This window comes from Rhodococcus sp. C26F, from assembly GCF_053345925.1.
In genome coordinates this window covers 361,232-380,981 of record NZ_JBKFBA010000002.1, presented here as the reverse complement: position 1 = coordinate 380,981, position 19,750 = coordinate 361,232, and the positions used below count along the sequence as shown (strand labels likewise).

The 19,750-nt window shown below is 69.2% G+C and carries 19 protein-coding genes; 13 read left to right on the top strand and 6 right to left on the bottom strand.

Features of this window, described 5'->3' with window-relative positions:
- Positions 1–20 precede the first annotated feature (20 nt).
- The 4 genes from ACLBYD_RS04910 to ACLBYD_RS04895 all read left to right on the top strand — a co-directional run bounded on the left by ACLBYD_RS04910 (position 21) and on the right by ACLBYD_RS04895 (position 4,614).
- Entirely contained in the window at positions 21–1,700 is a 1,680-nt protein-coding gene (locus tag ACLBYD_RS04910) for a sulfatase-like hydrolase/transferase (RefSeq protein ID WP_447815612.1), read from the top strand.
- Between the two features lie 391 nt (positions 1,701–2,091).
- Entirely contained in the window at positions 2,092–3,219 is a 1,128-nt protein-coding gene (locus tag ACLBYD_RS04905) for a transglycosylase family protein (protein WP_447815611.1), read from the top strand.
- Between the two features lie 53 nt (positions 3,220–3,272).
- Positions 3,273–4,181 (top strand): 16S rRNA (adenine(1518)-N(6)/adenine(1519)-N(6))-dimethyltransferase RsmA, encoded by a 909-nt coding sequence (rsmA, locus tag ACLBYD_RS04900; RefSeq protein WP_447815610.1) that lies wholly within the window; start codon positions 3,273–3,275, stop codon positions 4,179–4,181.
- 226 nt (positions 4,182–4,407) lie between these two features.
- A complete protein-coding gene (locus tag ACLBYD_RS04895) occupies positions 4,408–4,614 on the top strand; it encodes a cold-shock protein (protein ID WP_026061436.1) in 207 nt (68 codons plus the stop codon).
- A gap of 65 nt (positions 4,615–4,679) precedes the next feature.
- On the opposite strand, the gene ACLBYD_RS04890 is transcribed toward ACLBYD_RS04895, so the two are convergent.
- Positions 4,680–4,946 carry a hypothetical protein gene (locus ACLBYD_RS04890; RefSeq protein WP_447815609.1) on the bottom strand — a complete coding sequence of 89 codons (267 nt, stop codon included), beginning with the start codon at positions 4,944–4,946 and terminating at the stop codon, positions 4,680–4,682.
- A 90-nt stretch (positions 4,947–5,036) separates the two neighbouring features.
- On the opposite strand from ACLBYD_RS04890, the gene ACLBYD_RS04885 reads away from it, so the two are divergent.
- The 3 genes from ACLBYD_RS04885 (at position 5,037) to ACLBYD_RS04875 (ending at position 8,321) form a co-directional block, all read left to right on the top strand.
- A complete protein-coding gene (locus tag ACLBYD_RS04885; RefSeq protein WP_447815608.1) occupies positions 5,037–5,972 on the top strand; it encodes a 4-(cytidine 5'-diphospho)-2-C-methyl-D-erythritol kinase in 936 nt (311 codons plus the stop codon).
- A gap of 44 nt (positions 5,973–6,016) precedes the next feature.
- Positions 6,017–7,810 carry an ABC-F family ATP-binding cassette domain-containing protein gene (locus tag ACLBYD_RS04880; RefSeq protein WP_447815607.1) on the top strand — a complete coding sequence of 598 codons (1,794 nt, stop codon included), beginning with the start codon at positions 6,017–6,019 and terminating at the stop codon, positions 7,808–7,810.
- A gap of 73 nt (positions 7,811–7,883) precedes the next feature.
- On the top strand, positions 7,884–8,321 hold the full coding sequence (locus ACLBYD_RS04875) for a DUF6069 family protein (protein ID WP_447815606.1): 438 nt from the start codon (positions 7,884–7,886) through the stop codon (positions 8,319–8,321).
- A gap of 74 nt (positions 8,322–8,395) precedes the next feature.
- Here the strand turns inward: ACLBYD_RS04875 and ACLBYD_RS04870 are convergent, their stop codons facing one another.
- The 3 genes from ACLBYD_RS04870 to ACLBYD_RS04860 all read right to left on the bottom strand — a co-directional run bounded on the left by ACLBYD_RS04870 (position 8,396) and on the right by ACLBYD_RS04860 (position 11,861).
- Complete coding sequence (locus ACLBYD_RS04870) at positions 8,396–9,550, bottom strand: acyl-CoA dehydrogenase family protein (RefSeq protein ID WP_447815605.1); 1,155 nt, start codon at positions 9,548–9,550, stop codon at positions 8,396–8,398.
- Positions 9,551–9,552: 2 nt separating this feature from the next.
- Positions 9,553–10,350 carry an enoyl-CoA hydratase/isomerase family protein gene (locus ACLBYD_RS04865; protein WP_447815604.1) on the bottom strand — a complete coding sequence of 266 codons (798 nt, stop codon included), beginning with the start codon at positions 10,348–10,350 and terminating at the stop codon, positions 9,553–9,555.
- Entirely contained in the window at positions 10,347–11,861 is a 1,515-nt protein-coding gene (locus ACLBYD_RS04860) for an acetyl-CoA acetyltransferase (RefSeq protein WP_447815603.1), read from the bottom strand. The genes ACLBYD_RS04865 and ACLBYD_RS04860 overlap by 4 nt, the downstream gene beginning before the upstream one ends.
- Positions 11,862–11,959: 98 nt before the next feature.
- Between ACLBYD_RS04860 and ACLBYD_RS04855 the strand changes: the two genes are divergently transcribed.
- The 5 genes from ACLBYD_RS04855 to ACLBYD_RS04835 all read left to right on the top strand — a co-directional run bounded on the left by ACLBYD_RS04855 (position 11,960) and on the right by ACLBYD_RS04835 (position 15,448).
- Positions 11,960–12,568: a TetR/AcrR family transcriptional regulator gene (locus ACLBYD_RS04855; protein WP_159419012.1), complete on the top strand. Its 609-nt coding sequence runs from the start codon at positions 11,960–11,962 to the stop codon at positions 12,566–12,568.
- A gap of 134 nt (positions 12,569–12,702) precedes the next feature.
- The gene (locus tag ACLBYD_RS04850; RefSeq protein WP_060652153.1) at positions 12,703–13,185 is read left to right on the top strand and encodes a nuclear transport factor 2 family protein; all 483 of its coding nucleotides are present in this window, start codon (positions 12,703–12,705) and stop codon (positions 13,183–13,185) included.
- A gap of 14 nt (positions 13,186–13,199) precedes the next feature.
- The gene (locus ACLBYD_RS04845) at positions 13,200–13,661 is read left to right on the top strand and encodes a VOC family protein (RefSeq protein ID WP_447815672.1); all 462 of its coding nucleotides are present in this window, start codon (positions 13,200–13,202) and stop codon (positions 13,659–13,661) included.
- A 25-nt stretch (positions 13,662–13,686) separates the two neighbouring features.
- Positions 13,687–14,358 (top strand): pyridoxine/pyridoxamine 5'-phosphate oxidase, encoded by a 672-nt coding sequence (locus tag ACLBYD_RS04840; protein WP_447815602.1) that lies wholly within the window; start codon positions 13,687–13,689, stop codon positions 14,356–14,358.
- A 49-nt stretch (positions 14,359–14,407) separates the two neighbouring features.
- Complete coding sequence (locus tag ACLBYD_RS04835; protein WP_447815601.1) at positions 14,408–15,448, top strand: enoyl-CoA hydratase/isomerase family protein; 1,041 nt, start codon at positions 14,408–14,410, stop codon at positions 15,446–15,448.
- A gap of 16 nt (positions 15,449–15,464) precedes the next feature.
- Here the strand turns inward: ACLBYD_RS04835 and ACLBYD_RS04830 are convergent, their stop codons facing one another.
- Both ACLBYD_RS04830 and ACLBYD_RS04825 read right to left on the bottom strand, forming a co-directional pair.
- On the bottom strand, positions 15,465–16,082 hold the full coding sequence (locus ACLBYD_RS04830) for a hypothetical protein (protein ID WP_447815600.1): 618 nt from the start codon (positions 16,080–16,082) through the stop codon (positions 15,465–15,467).
- A 101-nt stretch (positions 16,083–16,183) separates the two neighbouring features.
- Entirely contained in the window at positions 16,184–17,893 is a 1,710-nt protein-coding gene (locus ACLBYD_RS04825) for a peptide chain release factor 3 (RefSeq protein ID WP_120281703.1), read from the bottom strand.
- Between the two features lie 205 nt (positions 17,894–18,098).
- Between ACLBYD_RS04825 and ACLBYD_RS04820 the strand changes: the two genes are divergently transcribed.
- Positions 18,099–19,736, top strand: a complete 1,638-nt coding sequence (locus ACLBYD_RS04820) for a fatty acyl-AMP ligase (RefSeq protein WP_447815599.1) — start codon at positions 18,099–18,101, stop codon at positions 19,734–19,736.
- Positions 19,737–19,750: the final 14 nt, after the last annotated feature.

The window sequence follows — 19,750 nt, the reverse complement described above, 5'->3', positions numbered from 1 at the left end:
GGATCTCCGACAGGATCGATATGACCGTGCAGCAGGCTGTTCCGCGTCGCGACACCACGTGGAATGTCAATCGACGGACCTTCCTCGTGGGCGTGGGCGCGCTCCTCGCTGCCGGCCTCGTGGGCGCCGGATCATCTGCGGCACAGCCTCGGACACCGCAGCGTCCCAACATCCTCATCATCGTGACCGACCAGGAGCGTCAGCCGATGCACTGGCCGGCCGACTGGGCGCGCAACAACCTGCCCAACCGGCAGCGTCTGGCCGACACCGGGCTGACCTTCACGCGGTCGTTCTGCAACGCCGCGATGTGCTCGCCCAGTCGTAGCACGTTCTTCACCGGCCTCTATCCCGCCCAGCACGGGGTGGTGAGCACCCTCACCGAGGGTGGCACGCTCTCGCCCACCGAACCCGTGCTGCCGGTGGACGGCCAGAACATGGCGAAGATGCTGCTCTCCGCCGGATACGACGTCCACTACCGCGGCAAATGGCACATGAGCAAGGGTGCCGACGGCGGCGACCCGTCGCCCGACGACATCGCGCGGTACGGCTTCGCGGGGTGGGAGCCCCCGGAGGCGGGGCAGGACACAGCACCCGAGAACTTCGGGGGTGGCTGCGCCGACCGCGACGGCAAGATCGCCTCCGACGCCGCCGAGTTCCTGCGGTCGCGCAGCGCCTCCGACGACAGGCCGTTCGCGCTCATCGTGTCGTTCGCCAATCCCCACGACATCCTCTCGTACCCGAAGACCTGGGATCAGGTCGACGGCGACTGCAACAACTACGGGGCCTTCGCACCCGAAGCCTTCGAGCAGGGAATCGACCTGCCGCCCACCATCGACGAGGACCTGCTCCGCAACTTCAAGCCCACCGCCCAGGCCGAACTGCTCCTGCTGCTCGCAGGTGCGCTCGGTCCGCTCGTCGGTCCCGAAGCGGCACGGCAGTACGTCAACCTGTACGCCTACATGCACAAGGTCGTCGACCAGCACATCGGGACGGTTCTCGATGCGCTGGAATCGGTTTCGGGCATGCGCGAACGCACCGTCGTCTTCCGGGTGGCCGACCACGGTGAGATGGGGCTCTCCCATGGCGGACTCCGTCAGAAGGCCTTCAACGCCTACGAGGAGACGCTCAATGTCCCTCTCGTGGTGAGCAATCCGGTGATGTTCCCGAGTCCGGTCTCCACCGACGCGCTCGCGTCGCTCATCGACGTCATGCCCACCCTCGCGACGATGGCCGCCGTGCCCGACCGTTCGGCGTGGACGTTCAAGGGCGTCGACCTCACGCCTGTCATCGAGGGCGCGTCGTCCGGTGGCACGCCGCCACAGGTGCAGGACACCGTCCTGTTCACCTTCGACGACGAGAACGCCGCCGCGGCCAACGGGCAGACGACGGTGAAGCAGCCCAACCACATTCGTGCCGTCCGGCAGGACAGGTGGAAGTACGCGATGTACTTCGATCCGTCGGGACGCGCGCTGCCGCAGTTCGAGCTCTACGACCTGCACGACGATCCGCTCGAGACACGCAACCGCGCGAACCCGCTCGACCTCGCGAACTTCGATCCGGTGCAGGTCGCGACCATGCACGCCGTCCTGATGGACGTCATGGCCCGTACGGGCACCACACCGGCTGTGACGATTCCGCAGTTCCCCGTACCGAGCGGATCCGCCGATCTCCCGCTTCCCAGCGGGTCGGCCGGACGCTGACGAACCCGATCACCGGCCGTCGCAACCACCGGTAGGCGGTCCGGAAACCGCTGTGCCCGCGAAGCCGGCCGCTCCGTCGGAGCCTGTGGGCATCGCCACCTCGAACGCCCCCGCATGGGGCAGAGCACAGATGCGCGGGATCCTCGGTCACCTCACGGAGTTCATGTCCTCGGTGCCCGAATCGAGAGGAATTCCTCTTTCCGAGTATCGATAGAAAATGGCGATTTCGGACAACCGCAAATGATCGAGGTAATACCGATCCGATATCTGTGATGTGCGTCGTGATCTGACAGAAATCATTATCTGTGCAGGTAGGGACGATGAAGTTGCGATAACAATGCCGTCTCGTTACCGTGCTGTGATCACAGTTGTCGTCCGTCTGGAAATAATCGTGTCACCTTTCACCAAGATCAATCGCGTCAAGTCGCCGGTGTTCTACTCGGTGGTCGCCGCCGTCTTCGTCACCCTCGGTGCCGGTGGTGCCACTGCTGTGGTTCAGCACAAGGACGTCGTCCTCGACGTCGACGGTGAGCAGCGTGCCTTCGGCACGATGAACTCCAACGTCGGCGACATCCTGGCCGCCGCCGGCTACACCGTCGACGAGAACGACGTCGTGGCCCCGGCCGTGGACTCGTCCGTCTCCGACGGCGACACCATCGTCCTGCGACAGGCCCGCGAACTGCACCTCACCGTCGACGGTGAGGAGCGCTCGGTGTGGACCACCGCGCTGACCGTCGACGAGGCACTCGACCAGTTCCGCCTCTCCGACGACGCCTACGTCTCCGCTTCGCGTTCGCACCGCCTTCCGCTCGACGGCGCCGATCTCGAGGTCGTCAACCCCAAGACCGTGCGTTTCGCCGACAACGGCGCGCCCGCCGCCGAGGTGCGCGTCGCAGTGCCGACGGTCGCCGAGTTCCTGGAGTCCCAGGGCACCAAGCTCGAACAGGCCGACAGCGTCACCCCTGCCCTCGACGCTCAGCTCGAGGAGGGCACGGAGGTCGTGGTCACCCGCGACCGGACCGAGTCGCGGACCGAGAACCTGCCGATCGCGCCGCCGGAGAACCGCGTCGACGATCCGAACATGCTCGAGGGTGAGACCGCCGTGAGCGACCCGGGTGCTCCGGGCGAGCGGTCGGTGACCTTCGACGTCCACACCGTCAACGGTGTCGAGGTCGGACGCGCCGAGACCGCTTCGAAGGTCCTCGCCGAGCCGCGGCCCGTCGTGGTCCGCGTCGGCACCAAGCCGAAGCCCGCCGTGCCGGCTTCCGGTCGCGGCTCCACCTGGGACGCTCTCGCGCAGTGCGAGGCGACCGGCAACTGGGCGATCAACACCGGCAACGGTTTCTACGGTGGCCTGCAGTTCACGCAGCAGACGTGGGCCGGCTTCGGCGGCACCCAGTACGCGCCGCGTGCCGATCTCGCGACGCGCGAGCAGCAGATCGCCGTCGCGGAGAAGGTCCAGGCGGCCCAGGGCTGGGGCGCGTGGCCGTCCTGCACCAGCAAGCTCGGTCTGCGCTGACCGGCGCGGGTGTGCACGGTGTGACCTGCTCCCGAGTGCGCTAGGTTCACCACGTGTCAGCAGACGATCCCGAAACCACTCCGAGGGCCACCCCGGCTTCTCCGCGCGGCCTCGCCGCGCTGCTCGGACCCGCCGAGGTCCGCGCACTCGCGGAGGAGTTCGGGGTGCGCCCGACGAAGCAGCTCGGCCAGAACTTCGTGCACGACGCGAACACGGTGCGCCGCATCGTCAACGTCGCCGGGGTCGGCCCCGAGGACGTCGTGCTCGAGGTCGGGCCCGGACTGGGCTCGCTCACCCTCGCCCTGCTCGACGTCGTCGACCGTGTGGTCGCCGTCGAGCTCGATCCCGTTCTCGCGCAGCGCATTCCCACGACCGTGCAGGAGCGGGCCCCGCAGCTCGCCGACCGCTTCGACGTCGTGCACATGGACGCGATGAAGGTGCTGCCGAAGGACCTTCCAGTCACGCCCACCGCGCTCGTCGCCAACCTGCCGTACAACGTCGCGGTGCCGGTGCTGCTGCACCTGTTCTCCGAATTCCCCACTCTGCGAACCGCTCTCGTGATGGTGCAGGCCGAGGTTGCCGACCGCCTCGCAGCCGAACCGGGCGGCAAGATCTACGGCGTGCCCAGCGTGAAGGCGCGGTTCTTCGGCGACGTCCGCAGGGCCGGTGCCGTCGGCCGTGCGGTCTTCTGGCCCGTTCCCCAGGTGGAATCGGGTCTCGTGCGCATCGACCGCTATGCCGAGCCGCCGTGGCCCACCGACGCGCAGACGCGCGCCCGGGTCTTCGCCGTCGTCGACGCGGCCTTCGCTCAACGGCGAAAGACGTTGCGCGCGGCGCTGAGTGGATGGGCGGGCTCGCCCGCGGAGGCCGAGAGGCGCCTGCTGGCCGCCGGTATCGAGCCGGCGACCCGCGGAGAGAAGCTCGACGCCGCCGCCTTCGTGAGGCTCGCAGGGGTGGAGTGATCCCGGTCACTCTTCCTGGCGGCCGGCTGTGATGTGTGGTTAAGTTGTCCTCGGTCGTTAGGTAGTGTGTTCGTGGTTTACCCCTCGCACATTTCTGGTTGCGAGCGGATGCGATAGCCACGATGGAATCGTTTCAGCCGTGTAGTGACAGACCCGGGAGCCGAAACCGACTCCCGACGAGACAGAACGTCTACATCCGTTCTGCCTGCAAGTGAAGGACAGCAACATGGCTGAAGGTACTGTGAAGTGGTTCAACGGCGAAAAGGGCTTCGGCTTCATCGCTCCCTCGGACGGCTCCGCTGACGTCTTCGTGCACTTCTCCGAGATCCAGGGCCGCGGCTTCCGCACCCTCGAGGAGAACCAGCGCGTGAGCTTCGAGATCGGCCAGGGCCAGAAGGGCCCGCAGGCCACCGGCGTCACCGTCATCGGCTGATACCGATAATTCTCCGAATCCGGGCCGGCACCTTCAAGGGTGCCGGCCCGGATTCGTTTGTCCGGTCAGCCGATCATCGCCCCGTAACCGGTGATGCCCACGCCGGACGAGCCGGTCGACGACCCTGCGGAGTCGGCCGAACCGGTGGCCACTCCGGCCGAGCCGGTGGGCGGGTCGACGCAGTCCACGAGATTCAGCGAGCGCAGGACCAGGTCGCCGAGCGAGCAGACGCGCGGCGGGGCCGGTTCGGCCGAGGCGACGCCGGCGGTTCCCAGCGTGGCCGCCGCGGCGACGACGCAGACGGCGACGGCATTGCGTAGGGATCGAGTCACATTTCCTCCAGTGTGTTCACGAGTCGCCCGATCGTAGAGCGCGGCCGCGGCGGTCGGGAAGCATCCGTATCCCGAGTAAGCTCTGTACTCGTGCTTTCCGTCGTGCCGACCCCCGTGACAGTGCGGGTCCCGTCCAAGGTCAACCTGCATCTCGCGGTGGGCGACCTCCGTCCCGACGGCTACCACGACCTGCACACCGTCTTCCAGGCCCTGTCCCTGTACGACGAGGTGTCGGTGGTCCCCGCCGACACCCTGAGCGTGACGGTGCGCGGCACGGGCGCCGAGGTAGTGCCCACCGATTCGACGAACCTGGCGTGGCGCGCCGCCGAGATGATGGCGGAACGGGCCGCGCGCACCCCCGACGTGGCGATCACGATCGACAAGGGCATCCCCGTCGCCGGCGGGATGGCCGGTGGCAGTGCCGACGCGGCCGCGACGCTGGTCGCGCTCGACGCGCTGTGGGGGATCGGGGCACCCCGGGAGGATCTCGCGGAGCTCGCCGCCCGGCTCGGCAGCGACGTGCCGTTCTGCCTCCACGGCGGCACGGCGATCGGAACCGGACGGGGCGAGCGCCTCGTCCCCGTCCTCACCCGCGGCACCTTCCACTGGGTGCTGGCCCTCGCGAAGGGCGGCCTGTCCACACCCGTCGTCTTCCGCGAACTCGACCGGCTGCGCGCCGAGGGCGAACCTCACCGGCTCGGCAGCGCCGACGCGGTGCTCTCCGCGCTCGGTTCCGGCGACGCCCACCAGCTCGCGCCGCTGCTCGGCAACGACCTGCAGGCCGCGGCTCTGTCGCTCGACCCCATGCTGCGGCGCACGCTCCGGGCGGGTGTCGAGGCCGGCGCCCTGGCGGGCATCGTCTCCGGTTCCGGCCCGACCTGCGCGTTCCTCGTCGAGGACCAACACGCCGCGGTCACCGTGAGTGCCGAACTCGCCGGTGCCGGTGTGTGCCGTACGGTGCGGGTCGCCTCCGGTCCGGTGCCCGGCGCCCGTGTCGTCGGCGACGCCGATCCCGCACACCCCTGATCCTTGTAGTACATCCCCGCAATTCTCGGAAGGCGTTGCTCCACGTGGCGAATCTGATCAACCTCGAACAGGTATCGAAGTCGTTCGGCATCAAGCCGTTGCTCGACTCGGTGTCCCTCGGCGTGAACGAGGGGGAGCGGATCGGTGTCGTCGGCCTCAACGGCGGCGGCAAGACGACGATGCTCGAGGTGCTCGCCGGCATCGAGGAACCCGATTCGGGCCGGGTGAGCCGCGTGAACGGTCTGCGCATGGCCGTCGTGACCCAGCGCGGCGGTCTGCCGGAGGGCTCGACCGTCGGCGAAGTCGTCCTCGGGCCGCTCGGCGTGGCCGAGCACGAGTGGGCGGGCGATGCACGCATCCGCTCGGTGCTCACCGGCATCGGCATCGACAATCTCGGTCTCGACGCGGTCGTCGACGGCCTGTCCGGTGGTGAGCGCCGCCGGGTCGCCCTCGCCGCGGCCCTCGTGCAGGATCTCGACCTGCTCGTCCTCGACGAGCCCACCAACCATCTCGACGTCGAAGGCGTGCAGTGGCTCGCCGAGCACCTGCTGTCGCGGCGCAGCGCGCTCGTCGTCGTCACCCACGACCGCTGGTTCCTCGACACCGTCGCGACCCGCACCTGGGAGGTCGTGAACGGCCGGGTCGAGAGCTACGAGGGCGGCTACAACGACTGGATCTTCGCGCGCGCCGAGCGTGCCCGTCAGGCCGACGCGATGGAGGAGCGCCGCCGCAATCTCGCGCGCAAGGAACTCGCGTGGCTGCGTCGCGGTGCCCCGGCCCGCACGTCCAAGCCGAAGTACCGCATCGAGGCCGCCGAAGCGCTGATCGCGAACGTGCCGCCGCCGCGCGACTCGGTGGCGCTGGCGTCGTTCGCGAAGCGCCGCCTGGGCCGCGTCGTCATCGAACTCGAGGACGCGACCCTCACTACCCCGGACGGGCGCGAACTGGTCCGCGATCTCACCTGGCGTCTCGGCCCGGGTGAGCGGATCGGTCTCGTCGGCGTCAACGGTTCGGGCAAGACGACCCTGCTGCGCACGCTCGCGGGCGAACTCGAACCGGCGCAGGGACGTCGTGTCCAGGGGCAGACCGTCGAGATCGGCTGGCTGCGGCAGGAACTCGACGACCTGCCCACCGACATGCGGGTGCTCGAGGCCGTGAAGGACGTCGCCGAGCGGATCACGCTGGGCGACAAGGAGATCTCCGCCGGTCAGCTCGCCGAACGCCTGGGCTTCACCCCGGCCCGGCAGCGCACCCCGGTCGGCGACCTGTCCGGTGGCGAGCGTCGTCGCCTGCAGCTCACGCGCGTGCTCATGGCCGAACCGAACGTGCTGCTCCTCGACGAGCCCACCAACGACCTCGACATCGACACCCTCCAGCAGCTCGAGGACCTGCTCGACGGCTGGGCCGGAACCCTCGTGGTCATCAGCCACGACCGGTATCTCGTCGAACGCATCTGTGATTCGACATGGGCGCTGTTCGGCGACGGCCGCCTGACGAACCTTCCCGGTGGCATCGAGGAGTACCTGCGCCGGCGCGCGGCCATGGGCGACGGCGACGTGCCGTCGGTGGCGTCGACCGTCTCGAAGATCGGTGACGCCGCCGAGCAGCCGAAGAAGCGCGACGGTGCCGCCGAACGCGCCGCGCGCAAGGAACTGTCGCGCCTGGAGCGGCTCGTCGCGAAGCTGACCGAGAAGGAGGAGAAGCTGCACCACGACCTCGCGGAGGCGGCGACCGATCCTGACCGGCTGCAGAAACTCGACGCGCAGTTGCGTGAGGTGGTCGCGGAGAAGGAAGCGGCCGAGGAGCAATGGATGGAGCTCGCCGAAGATCTCGACTGAATCCTCTTGACCTCGAGTCGGCTCGAGGTCGCAGGATGGGCGTCGTCAGAAGGAACTCCCATCAGGAGGATTCATGTCCGTCACCGAAACATCCGGCACCTCTACGTATCTCCCGCAGTCCCGGCTCGCGCGTTCCGCGGTGGTGGTCGCCGCGTCCGTCGTGACCGCACTGGTGGTCGACCTCGTGCTGTGGGCCGTCGGGCTCGTCGCGGGTGGCTCGTTCGAACACACCGACGCCGGTGAGGTGATGAGCGCGGCGCCCGGCGGCGTGGTGCTCATGTCCGTCGTCCCGCTCACCGTCGGTCTCGCCGTCGCGGCTCTGCTCACCCTGTGGTGGAACGGTTTCGCGCGGATCGCGCAGGTCGTCGGGGCGCTGCTGCCGCTGGCGACGATCCAGGGCACGATCTCCGCGGACTTCGACACGCCGAGCACCGTCGCCCTGACGCTGATGCACGTCGTGATCGCCGTGGTGGTCGTCGTCGCCCTGGAGATGCTCCGTGCGCGTGACTGAAACGAGTAAGGGGAGGAAATGTGCGCTTCCGCAAGGAAAGTCGCACATTTCCTCCCCCGAGTTCGGGCGGAGACCTACAGGCCGAGCAGCTTGCTGATGATCTCGTTCATGATCTCGTTGGTGCCGCCACCGATGCCGAGGACGCGGGCGTCGCGGAAGTGACGCTCGACCTCGCTCTCACGCATCAGGCCGATACCACCGGCGAGCTGAACCGCCTCCATGACGGCGTGGTCGCAGACCTTGACGGCGTTGTTCTTCGCCATCGAGGTCTCGAGCAGCATGCCCTCGCCGTTGACCCACCGCTCGGCGACCGAGCGGCAGAACGTCTTCGCCGCAGTGATTTCCGTGGCGAGCTCGGCGAGACGGTGCCGCACGACCTGGCGCTTGGACAGCGGGCGGCCCATCGACTCGCGGGATTTCACCCAGTCGACGGTCAGGTCGAAGCAGCGCTGCGCGGTGGCGACGGCCTGGAAGGCCAGCGACAGGCGCTCGCCCTGGAACTGCTGCGCGATCTGTCCGAAGGCCGAATTCTCGGCGCCGATGAGGTTCGAGACCGGCACGCGCACGTCGTCGTAGAACAGCTCGGCGGTGTCCGAGCACAGCCAGCCCATCTTGTCGAGCTTGCGGGAAACCGTGAAACCCGCTGTTTCCGTGGGGACGACGACGAGCGAGATGCCGCCGGCGCCGGCGTCGCCCGTGCGCACCGCGGTGGTGACGAAGTCGGCGCGCGTACCCGAGGTGATGTAGAGCTTCGCACCGTTGATGACGTACTCGTCGCCGTCACGACGCGCGGTCGTGCGGATGTTCGCGACATCGGAGCCGCCGCTGGGCTCGGAGATCGCGAGCGAACCGATCGCGCGACCCTCGAGCGCGGGACGTGCGAACCGCTCGATCAGGTCGGTGTTGCCCGACGAGACGATGTGCGGGGTGGCGATGCCGTGGCTGAACAGCGCTGAGATCAGGCCCGACGAACCGCCGGCGAGGATGATCTCCTCGAGGACCGCGAGCATGTCGAGGGCGCTGCCGCCCGACCCGCCGTGCTCCTCGGCGACCGAGGCGCCGAGCAGGCCCGCGTCGGCGGCCTTGCGGTGCAGTTCGCGCGGGATCTCGCCGGCACGTTCCCACTCGTCGAGGTGGGGGACGATCTCCTTGCGGGTGAAGTCGGCGGCGAGCTGACGAAGTGCCTTCTGCTCGTCGGTGTCCCAGCGGATCACTTCGGCGGTGGTCATGCCTATTCACCCTTCCAGACGGGTTCGCGCTTCTGCATGAAGGCCATGACGCCTTCGAGGGTGTCGGCACTGGTGGTGAGACGTGCGAGGGCCTTGTCGGTCAGCTCCCAGGGCAGGTCCTCGGCGGGGACGTTGCCGTCGATGATGCCGCGGGCGACGGTCTTGCTGGCCTGCACGGCGAGCGGGGCGCCCTTCGCGACGTCGGCGGCGAGAGCGAGCGCGGTGTCGAGGACGTCGGCCTGCGGGACGACCTGGTTGACGAGGCCCCAGCGCAGGGCGTCGGCGGAGGACATCGGCTTGCCCGTCAGGACGAGTTCCATCGCGACGGCGCGGGGGACGGCCTGGCCGATGCGGAACACGCCGCCGGCGGCGGCGATCAGGCCGCGGTGCACTTCGGGCAGGCCGAATTCGGCGGTCTCGGAGGCGACGACGAGATCGCTGGCGAGGGCGAGTTCGGTGCCACCACCGAGCGCGGTGCCGTTGACCGCGGCGATGACGGGCTTGGAGATGTGATGCTTGACGACACCGGCGAAGCCCCAGTGGGCGGTCTCGGGCGGGGTGACCCCGTCCGGCCCCTTGGTGCCGAGGGCCTCGAGGTCGGCGCCGCCGCAGNAGAAGACGGCGTCGCCGGCGCCGGTGAGCACCACGACACGCACGTCGCGGTCCTCTTCGGCGCGGTTCCAGGCCTTACCGAGTGCCTGGTGCACATCGGCGTTGATGCTGTTGGCCGCCTTGGGGCGGTTGATGGTGACGAGCAGGACGTGCTCGCGCTTCTCGACGAGAACGACGGGTTCGCTCACGACTGGGACTCCTCGGGGGACAGGTGCTCGATGCGGGTGACGGTGAGAGTGCCGCCGTTGTCGGTGACGTGGACGGTCTCGCCGACGATGTCTGCGCCGGCGGCGAGGACCGCGGCGCCGGTGGCGTCGGTCTGGCCGGAGACGCGCCGGCCGTCGGGGGTGAGGCCGACGAGGAAACCGATCGACGGGCTGCCGTCGCGACCGAATTCGGCCGTGGCGGTGACGATCCGGACCTCGCCGCTGTAGTCGGTGGCGACCTCGGGCGCCGACGGCTCGAGCAGCACGTGCTCCGGGTCGCCGACGTAGCCGTCGGTGTGCGGCGCGCAGCCGAGGACCACGACGTGCTGGTAGGTCAGGTAGCCGCCGTTGCCGTGCACGAGGGCGAGCTCGCCGTCCTGACGCAGACGCTTGGCGACCGAGACCACCGAGTGCAGCGTGTAACTGTTGAGCGGGCCGCCGAAGAAGGAGTGGCCGCCGGTCACCGACGGGACGGTGTCGCGGGGGAGACCGAGTTGCTCGATGAGCAGCTTCGGCACCACGGGGAAGCAGCTGTAGGCGTCGATGATGTCGAAGTCGCCGGGACGCAGATCGGTCGCCGACAGCGTGCGGCGCAGCGCGTCGTCGAGTGCGGCCGAGCGTCCGAAGTCGCCGCGGGCGAGCACATCCGAGGGCTCGGTCGCGCCGGCGCCGCCCCACACGTAGAGCAGGTGGTCGTCGGGGACGCCGAGTTCGCGGGCCACGGCGAGCGAGGTGACGACGACGGCCGCGGCCTGGTCGACGAACGGCATCGCGTTGACCAGCAGCGGGTACGGATCGGTGACGAGGCGGTTCTTGCCGGCGACGGTGCGGATGTCGTCGGCGGTGCGGCGCTCGGGGTTCCAGGACGCCGGGTTCTCGGCGGCGAACTCGGAGAAGGCGGCGTACAGCGTCGCCGACCAGTCGAGCGACTTCTCGCGCGAGTGTCCGAGATCGTGGCTGAGCCGGTTCTCGAACAGCGGGTAGACCCGCGTGGGGACGATCATGCCGGCGCGCTGCATGGCGGGGCTGCCGAGGTCCTCGTTGCTGATCGGCGCGGGGCCGCCCGGGGCGGTGGTCCATCCGAGCGTGACCGGATCCGTTCCGGCCTTGTACGAGTTGGTCGCCGAGGCCTGCGCCTCGCCGCCGACGAGCAGCGCGACGGTGCTGGTGCCCGCGGCGATGTCGTGGCCGATGCGGTCGAGCAGGGCCGCCGGCCAGTGGCCGCCGATCGGCGTGGTCGACGTGTGTTCGGGCGTCGCGCCGAGACGTTCGGCGAGCAGGCCCGGTAGGTCGTCGTAGTTCCAGCTCGCGGTCTTGATCGCGTGGATGGTGTCGATCCGCGAGGCGAGATCGGCGCCGGAGTCGGCGATCGCGGCGAGGGTGGCCTCGTGGATGAGGTCGAGCGGTTCACGCGGGTCGGCGGGCGCACCGGCACGGCCGGAGTGCAGGTCGCCGACGCCGATCACGACGGGCACCCGAGTGGGGTCGGTCATGGCGTTCCTTCGGTCTGCTCGGGGAGGAGGACGCCGCCAGCTTAATACGGACTATTTCAGTCTGTAAGCCGAGGAGTGGTCTGGCACACTTGCCCGACGTGACCGAAGTACCCGCACCGCGCCGCCGCGGCCGCCCCCGCGACGCCGACCTCGAGGACCGCGTGTTCGACGCCGTGCTCGAGGTGTATTCCGAGACGAGCTGGCGTGGCTTCACGCTCGACGCGGTCGGGCGACGCGCGCGGGTGGGCCGCGCCGCCCTCTACCGCCGCTGGTCGAGCAAGGACGACCTGCTGGTCCAGGCCCTCGAAGCGCGCAGCCCGCTGCCCGTGCCGATCGACACCGGCGCGCTCCGATCCGATCTCGTCGAACTCGCCCGGCAGCTGTTACGCGGTTACCGGACCACCCCCGGTCTGGTGAGCCTGCGCGTCGCGCTCGACGCCCGCGCCAATCCCGAACTGCTCGCCCGACTGATCCACACCCTCAACCGCAGCCGCGTACTCGCGGCACGCACGATCGTGCACCGCGCCGTCGAACGCGGCGAACTCCCCGCCGACACCTCGGCGACGTTGCTGCTCGAGATGGTCACGGGCACCGTGCTCAGTCACGCCCTGTTCGCGTTGACGACGCCGGACCAGAGCGTCGACGACGACTATGCCGAACTCGTCGTCGACGCGACGATCCGCGCGTTGCGCCGTCCCGAGTCGTGACCGGTGCGGTCTCCCGTGACCGAATCGCGATCGAATGCCGCCTGGTAACAGTGTGATTCCGGCCGCCTGTGCCGGTCGTCCGGGCTAGCCTGGAATGCGAATACTCGCAGGGGGGCGCCAATGGGAGGCCGACGATGGATGTGCAGGCGGTAGCGGAGATCACGCGGCTCAAATACCGTTATGCGCGAGCGCTCGACACGAAGGACTGGGACGAACTGGCGAAGACCCTCACCCCCGACGCACACGCCGTCTACGGGGAGCATCTCGTTTTCGACTCGCGCGACGCCTTCATAGGTTTCCTCGAGAACACGCTGGGAACGCGCTTGATCACGGAGCACACGTGTTCCCATCCCGAGATCGACATCGCCGACGACGGCCGCACCGCCACCGGGGTGTGGCTGCTGTCCGACACCGTGATCATCCCCGAGGACGGGATGTTGTTGCGCGGATCGGCCTACTACCACGATCGATACAGTCTCGACGACGACGGATGCTGGCGTATCAGCCGCACCGGTTACCAGCGGAACTGGGAGACGGTCACATGCATGGGCGACGCGGCCTCGGTGCGGTTGACGACCAATCGATGGGCGCTGCTGCAGCAACCGAAAGCGTCCTGAGCGGAAACGACACGATGGTCTCGGAAGGCTCCGCCGATTTCCTCCGTCCGGGAGACTCCGCCGATTTTCCCCGCCCGGGGGCGCTGCCCTACCTGACGGTGCCGCGGGCCCACGAAGCGATCGAGTGGTACACCCGGGTCTTCGGAGCCTCGCTGACCGCCGAACCGGTCGTCATGGACGACGGTCGCGTCGGGCACGCCGAACTGCGATTCCCCAGCGGAATGGTCTATCTCGCAGACGAATTCCCCGAACTCGGACTCACCGCGCCGCAGGAGGGGGCGGTCTCGGTGAGCCTGATGCTCGAGGTGGCCGACACCGACACGGTGCTCACCCGCGCCCGTCTGGCCGGCGGTTCGGTCGAGAGGTGGATCAACGAGGCCCACGGCCATCGCAACGCCACCCTCCTCGATCCCTTCGGGCACCGCTGGATGCTCGTCGGCCCGTTGACCGGCAAGCTGCCGCCCCCTCGGGAGTGAACTCCCGGCTCGGTACCATGCGGCGATGAGCGAGATCGCGCGTCGCAGTGAGTTTCCCGATGTCCGTGGCTGGATCCGGGCCCTGCCCACCCTTACGGCGTCCGCGCCGACGTTCGAACCGGCCACGACGCCGCAGGAGACCTTCCTCCGGTGGCTCACCCAGGCGGCCGAGGCAGGCGTCGCCGAGCCGCACGCCGCGACCCTGTCGACCGTCGACCCGTCCGGGACGCCCGACGCGCGCATGCTGCTGATCAAGGACGTCACCGACGACGGCTGGTGGTTCTCCGGCGACGACCGTTCCCCGAAGGGCCGCCAGCTCGACACGACACCGGTCGCCGCGCTCACCGTGTACTGGCGCGAACTCGGCCGGCAGATCCGCGTGCGCGGACCCGTCCTGGTCGGCCCACCCGAGGTGTGTGCCCGCGACTTCCGGGAACGGTCGATCTTCGCCCGCGCGGTCGCGTCCACGGGACACCAGAGCGAGGTCCTCACCGATCCCGCCGAGTACGACGACCTCGTGCGGGAACGCCTGACCGCGCTCGAACACGATCCGGACCTCGTCTCGCCGCACTGGACGGCGTGGTGCGTCGCCGCCGAGGCCGTGGAGTTCTGGCAGGCGGACCCGGGCCGGCGGCACCTGCGGTATCGCTACCGCAGGCTGGGGGATCGGTGGGTCACCGAGGAACTTCATCCGTGACGTGTCGCGTGAGAGGGATCCGTCCCTTGCGACCGGTAGGCTCCCGCCCGTGAACGAGTCCTTCATCCGCACACGCGTCGCCAACGGAGTCGGCGAAGTGCAACTCGACCGTCCCGGTGCGCTCAACGCGCTCGACCGGTCGATGATCCGCGACGTCCGTTCGTCGCTTCTCGCCTGGCGCGACGACCCGGCCGTCACGGCCGTGCTCGTCACCAGCACGTCCGACCGCGCGTTCTGCGCCGGTGGCGACGTCAAGCCGGTGCGCGAGGTGGCCCTCGAGGGACGCTTCGACACCGTCCGGGAGTACTTCGCCGACGAGTACCGCCTCGACGAACTGGTCGCCACCTACCCGAAGCCCTATCTCGCCGTCCTCGACGGCGTCACCATGGGCGGTGGCCTCGGTATCTCGGTGCACGGCGCGGTGCGCGTCACCACCGAGAAGACCACGATGGCCATGCCCGAGACCGCCATCGGGTTCGTCCCCGACATCGGGTCGAGCCACTTCCTCCCGCGCCTGCGCGGCACCACCGCACGGTGCGACGCCGTGGGGATGTATCTCGCACTCACCGGCGCCCGCATCGACGCCGGCGACGCGCTGGCCGTCGGCCTGGCCACGCACTACGTGCCCAGCTTCCGCATCGACGACTTCGCCGACCGCATCCGCGCCGGCCAGTGGCGCGACGCCCTCGACGAGTTCGTCGAACCGGCCCCCGAATCCTCCCTGGCGCACCGTTTCCCCGATATCGAGACGGTGTTCGGCGACGGCACGGTGCTCGACATGGTGACCCGCCTCGACGGCCTCACCGACATCGACGCCGAGTGGGCCGAGCAGACCCGCACCGCTCTGCGGTCGTTGTCGCCGACGAGCGTGTGGGCCACGGCCGAACTCATGCGGCGCGGTGCCGAGAGCACCCTCGAGGAATGCTTCGCCCGCGAACTCGACGTCGCCGTGCGCGTCGCCGCAACGCCGGACTTCATCGAAGGTGTGCGCGCCGTGCTCGTCGACAAGACCCGCGACCCGCAGTGGTCGCCCGCGACGCTCGAGGACGTCGATCCGGCGGCGATCGCCGCACTGTTCGGCGACGGATAGCCCGCGACCTGCTCGTCTACCGGGCGTGACGCTGCGGTACCTGCAGGTCGACGACGATGGGCTGCCCACCGAGGGTCGCGTGGATCTCGGGCTTCTCGAGGCCACCGGCCAGCAGGTACTCGCCGAGCAGCGTGAGCAGTTCATCGTTGTCCGCCATCGGGTCGCCGTGCGATCCGGTGCTGCGGGAGTCGCGGGAGGTCAGTTCGTTCTGTGCGAGTCGCGCGGCGATACGCACCGACGCCACGCCCATCGAATTGCGCCGTGACGGGACCGGACCCGGTGCGGTGATCGTGCCCAGGCTCTCGGTGGCCGTCGTGGTCGTCGTGGTGGTGGCGGGCCCACTCGCGGAGCCGTTCGTGCCGGTGCTGCTCACCAGGGTCGTTCCTTCCTCGGAATTGCCGGCGCCCACCGCGCCGGCCGGGTCACCTTCGAGCGACGATGCGTCCCCCACGCTCGTGCGGTGTGTTCCGGGATCCGGCGTGCTCGTCAGCGGGGTACTGCTCGGAAGAGGAGTGCTCGGCAGCGGGTAGACGAAGGTGCCCGAGCGCTTCGCGCGTCCGGATCGCCTGCTCGTATCCGCCGTCCCACCGGACGACAGGTCCTCACCGGCTGCGGCCGGTACGTCGTCGTTCATCGACACAACTCCTGATTCCACCCGAATACGTCGGATCGACGAAAGGGAAAGTATCAGTAAAATCCGCTGGACGCACTACCCGTTCGGCGTCGCCGGGACGCTCAGTCGGTCGCCGCGACCAACGGTTCGAGAGTCAGCTCCGGCAGCTCCTTGAGGATGTACTGCAGCCGCCACTTGTCGCTGACGAGAGCGAGGAGCACGCCGTCCGACCGGGTGAACACCTCGACGCCGCGCTGGCGGTTCAGTTCGTCGGCCGAAGCCGCATCGGTGCGACGCGCGAGCGAGTAGCCGAGATGCTCGATCTTCGGGTCGACGTTGTACTCGGCCTTCATCCGCGCCGCGACCACCTCGAACTGCATCGGACCCACGGCCGCCATCACCGGCGACGCGTCGCCGCGGACGTCGTTGCGGAGGATCTGCACGACGCCCTCGGAATCGAGCTGGTCCACGGCTTTGCGGAACTGCTTGTACTTCGAGGCGCTCTCGGCCCGCAGGATCGCGAAGTGCTCGGGCGCGAACGACGGAATGGGCGGGAACTCCACCTTCTTGTCGACGTAGAGGGTGTGGCCCGGCGCCAGCGCGGTCGCGTTGACCAGGCCGACGACGTCGCCGGGATAGGCGTTCTCCACCGTGGAGCGTTCGCGGCCGAAGACCGTCAGCGCGTACTTGGTGGCGAAGGGCTTACCGGTCTGCGCGTGCGTGACGACCATGCCGCGCTCGAACACACCCGAGACGACACGCATGAACGCGAGCCGGTCGCGGTGGGCGGTGTCCATGCCGGCCTGCACCTTGAACACGACGGCGCTGAACGGATCGTCGACCTCGCGAGCGGTCTCGTCGATGGCGAGACGGGCCCGCGGCGGCGGTGCGAGCGTGACCAGGGTGTCGAGGATCTGCCGCACACCGAAGTTGAGCATCGCCGACGCGAAGATCACCGGCGAGGTCTGCCCGGCGAGGAACAATTCCTGATCGTGGTCCTGGCCGTTGGCCGACAGCAGTTCGGACTCCTCGGCGGCCTCGACCCAGGTGTCGCCCTCGAGGGCGAGCGCCTCGTCGGGGGACAGATGCTCCTCGGGCGCGATCTTGGCGCCACCGGCCGTGCGGGTGAACTTGATGTACTCGGCCGCGTCTCCGTCTTCGCCGCGGCGCAGCAGACCGCGGAAGTCGCCGGCGATGCCCACGGGCCAGAACAGGGGAGTCGGCATCAGGCCGATGCGCTCGTCGATCTCGTCGAGCAGTTCCAGCGGCGTCCGGCCGGGTCGGTCCCACTTGTTGATGACGGTGACCACGGGGATGCCCCGGTGGCGGCACACCTGGAACAGCTTCAGGGTCTGCGGCTCGAGACCCTTCGCCGCGTCGATGAGCATGACGGCGGCGTCGACGGCGGTGAGCACGCGGTAGGTGTCCTCCGAGAAGTCGGAGTGACCGGGGGTGTCGACGAGATTGACGACGTTGACGACCTCGTCGTCGGTGCCCGCGACGTCCGAGCGGGTGTAGTTGAACTGCAGGGCCGTGGAGCTGACGGAGATGCCGCGGGCCTTCTCCATCTCCATCCAGTCGGAGACGGTCGACTTGCGGCCGGCCTTGCCGTGGACCGCGCCGGCCTCGGAGATGACCTTCGCGTGCAGGGCGAGCGCCTCGGTGAGCGTCGACTTACCGGCGTCGGGGTGGGAGATGACGGCGAAGGTGCGTCTGCGCTCGGCTTCGGCTCTGACCTCCTTCGCGGACCCGGGCTTCGCTGTGCCGGAGGACTGCGCAGGCTCCGTCGTGCCGGTGGATTGACTGTCGGCCGAAGCGTGCGGGGTGCTCAACGGGAAAAACCTCTCGAAGGGGGCAGGGAGTAGGGGCGCTATCGCCGCCAACTCGTCCATGTTACTCGGCGATTCGGTGTCGATTTCCGCCAGATTCGATCACGTTTCCCCGAGGCCGCCCCATACCGACCGCTCGACGGCGCACGCTGATGTGCAACTACCGGATCTTGATCGAGGTCGTGCACCACCGGACGAGGAGCGGGTCGTGAGCAGGTTCACCGAGGAGATGTACGCGACGGCGGAGTCGGACACCGGGGCTCTGGTCACCGGCGAACCGGATACGCCGTTGCGGCAGAACTGGGGAGAGATCCACCGGCAGGCCCGCCGCATGGCCGGCGCACTGGCCGCGGCGGGTATCGGACCCGGCGACGCGGTGGGTGTCCTCGCAGGACAACCGGTGGACATCGCACCGGTCTGCCAGGCCGTGTGGATGCGCGGCGGAAGCGTGACGATGCTGCACCAGCCCACGCCGCGCACCGACCTGCAGATGTGGTCGCGCGACACCGAGGTGGTCCTGCGGATGATCGACGCCCGCGCCGTCGTGCTCGGCGCACCCTTCGAGATCGCGGAGCCGCTGCTGCGCGAGCGGGGCATCTCCGTCGTCACCGTGGAGCGGATGCGGGAGGGGAGGCCCGTCGATCCCGTCGACACGACGGAGTCCGACATCGTGCTGCAGCAGCTGACGTCCGGGTCCACCGGCTCGCCGAAGGCGGTGCGGATCACGCACGGCAACTTCTACGCCAACGCCTCGGCGATGATGGACCGCGTCAAGTTCTCGCTCGACGACGACGTCATGATCAGCTGGCTGCCGCTGTTCCACGACATGGGCATGGTGGCCTTCCTCAGCGTCCCCATGCAGGTGGGCGCCGAGGTCGTGTCGGTCACGCCGCTGGACTTTCTCCGCTCGCCGATCCTGTGGGCGGAGCTGATCAGCAAGTATCGCGGAACCCTGACCGCGGCACCGAATTTCGCGTATTCGTTGCTGGCCCGGAAGTTGTCGCAGGCGCCGGCCGGCTCGCTCGACCTGTCGTCGATGCGCTGGATGTGGAACGGCGCCGAGCCGGTCGATCCCGACACGATGGAGGCGCTCGCGGAGGCCGGCGAGCGCTTCGGTCTCGACCCGTCCGCCCTCGCGCCCTCCTACGGGATGGCCGAGACCACGCTCGCGGTGTCGGTCCCCGATCCGGGGCGCGGGATGGTGCTCGACGTGGTGGACCCCGACCTGCTCGAAGCCGGTGGGATGGCCGTGCCGACCAGCCGCACCCACGCGCGCCGCATGCCCACCCTCGGCCGTCTCGTGGCCGGCCTCGAGGGGCGGGTCGTCGGCCACGACGGACAGGTGCTGCCGCCCCGCGGCGTGGGCATCATCCAGTTGCGCGGCGAGGCCGTCACGCACGGTTATCTCACCGTGGACGGACCCGTACCCGCGCAGGACGCCGACGGCTGGCTCGACACCGGCGACGTGGGCTACTTCACCGAGGAAGGGCTCGTCGTGGTGTGCGGCCGGGTGAAGGACGTCATCATCATGGGCGGCCGCAACATCTATCCCACCGACATCGAGCGAGCGGCGGGGACCGTCGACGGGGTGCGTCCCGGCAACGCCGTCGCCATCCGGCTCGACGCGGGGGACAAGCGCGAATCGTTCGCGGTGGCCGTGGAGACCAAACTCTTCGACCACCCCGACGAGGTGCGCCGCATCGAACACGACGTCGTGCACGCGGTGGTCGCCGAGGTGGGTGTGCGGCCCCGCACGGTCGCGGTACTCGGTCCCGGCAGCATCCCGAAGACCTCCTCGGGCAAGCTGCGTCGCGGCACCTCGCTGGCACTGCTGACGCGGGCCTGACCACCGCGCCGCGC

Bases quoted from the DNA above. Each gene is read 5' to 3' on its own strand.
- ACLBYD_RS04910 (WP_447815612.1), top strand. From the start codon at position 21: ATGACCGTGCAGCAGGCTGTTCCGCGTCGCGACACCACGTGGAATGTC.
- ACLBYD_RS04895 (WP_026061436.1), top strand. From the start codon at position 4,408: ATGGCTGAAGGTACTGTGAAGTGGTTCAACGGCGAAAAGGGCTTCGGC.
- ACLBYD_RS04875 (WP_447815606.1), top strand. From the start codon at position 7,884: ATGTCCGTCACCGAAACATCCGGCACCTCTACGTATCTCCCGCAGTCC.
- ACLBYD_RS04870 (WP_447815605.1), bottom strand. From the start codon at position 9,550: ATGACCACCGCCGAAGTGATCCGCTGGGACACCGACGAGCAGAAGGCA.
- ACLBYD_RS04860 (WP_447815603.1), bottom strand. From the start codon at position 11,861: ATGACCGACCCCACTCGGGTGCCCGTCGTGATCGGCGTCGGCGACCTG.
- ACLBYD_RS04850 (WP_060652153.1), top strand. From the start codon at position 12,703: ATGGATGTGCAGGCGGTAGCGGAGATCACGCGGCTCAAATACCGTTAT.
- ACLBYD_RS04845 (WP_447815672.1), top strand. From the start codon at position 13,200: ATGGTCTCGGAAGGCTCCGCCGATTTCCTCCGTCCGGGAGACTCCGCC.
- ACLBYD_RS04840 (WP_447815602.1), top strand. From the start codon at position 13,687: ATGAGCGAGATCGCGCGTCGCAGTGAGTTTCCCGATGTCCGTGGCTGG.
- ACLBYD_RS04830 (WP_447815600.1), bottom strand. From the start codon at position 16,082: ATGAACGACGACGTACCGGCCGCAGCCGGTGAGGACCTGTCGTCCGGT.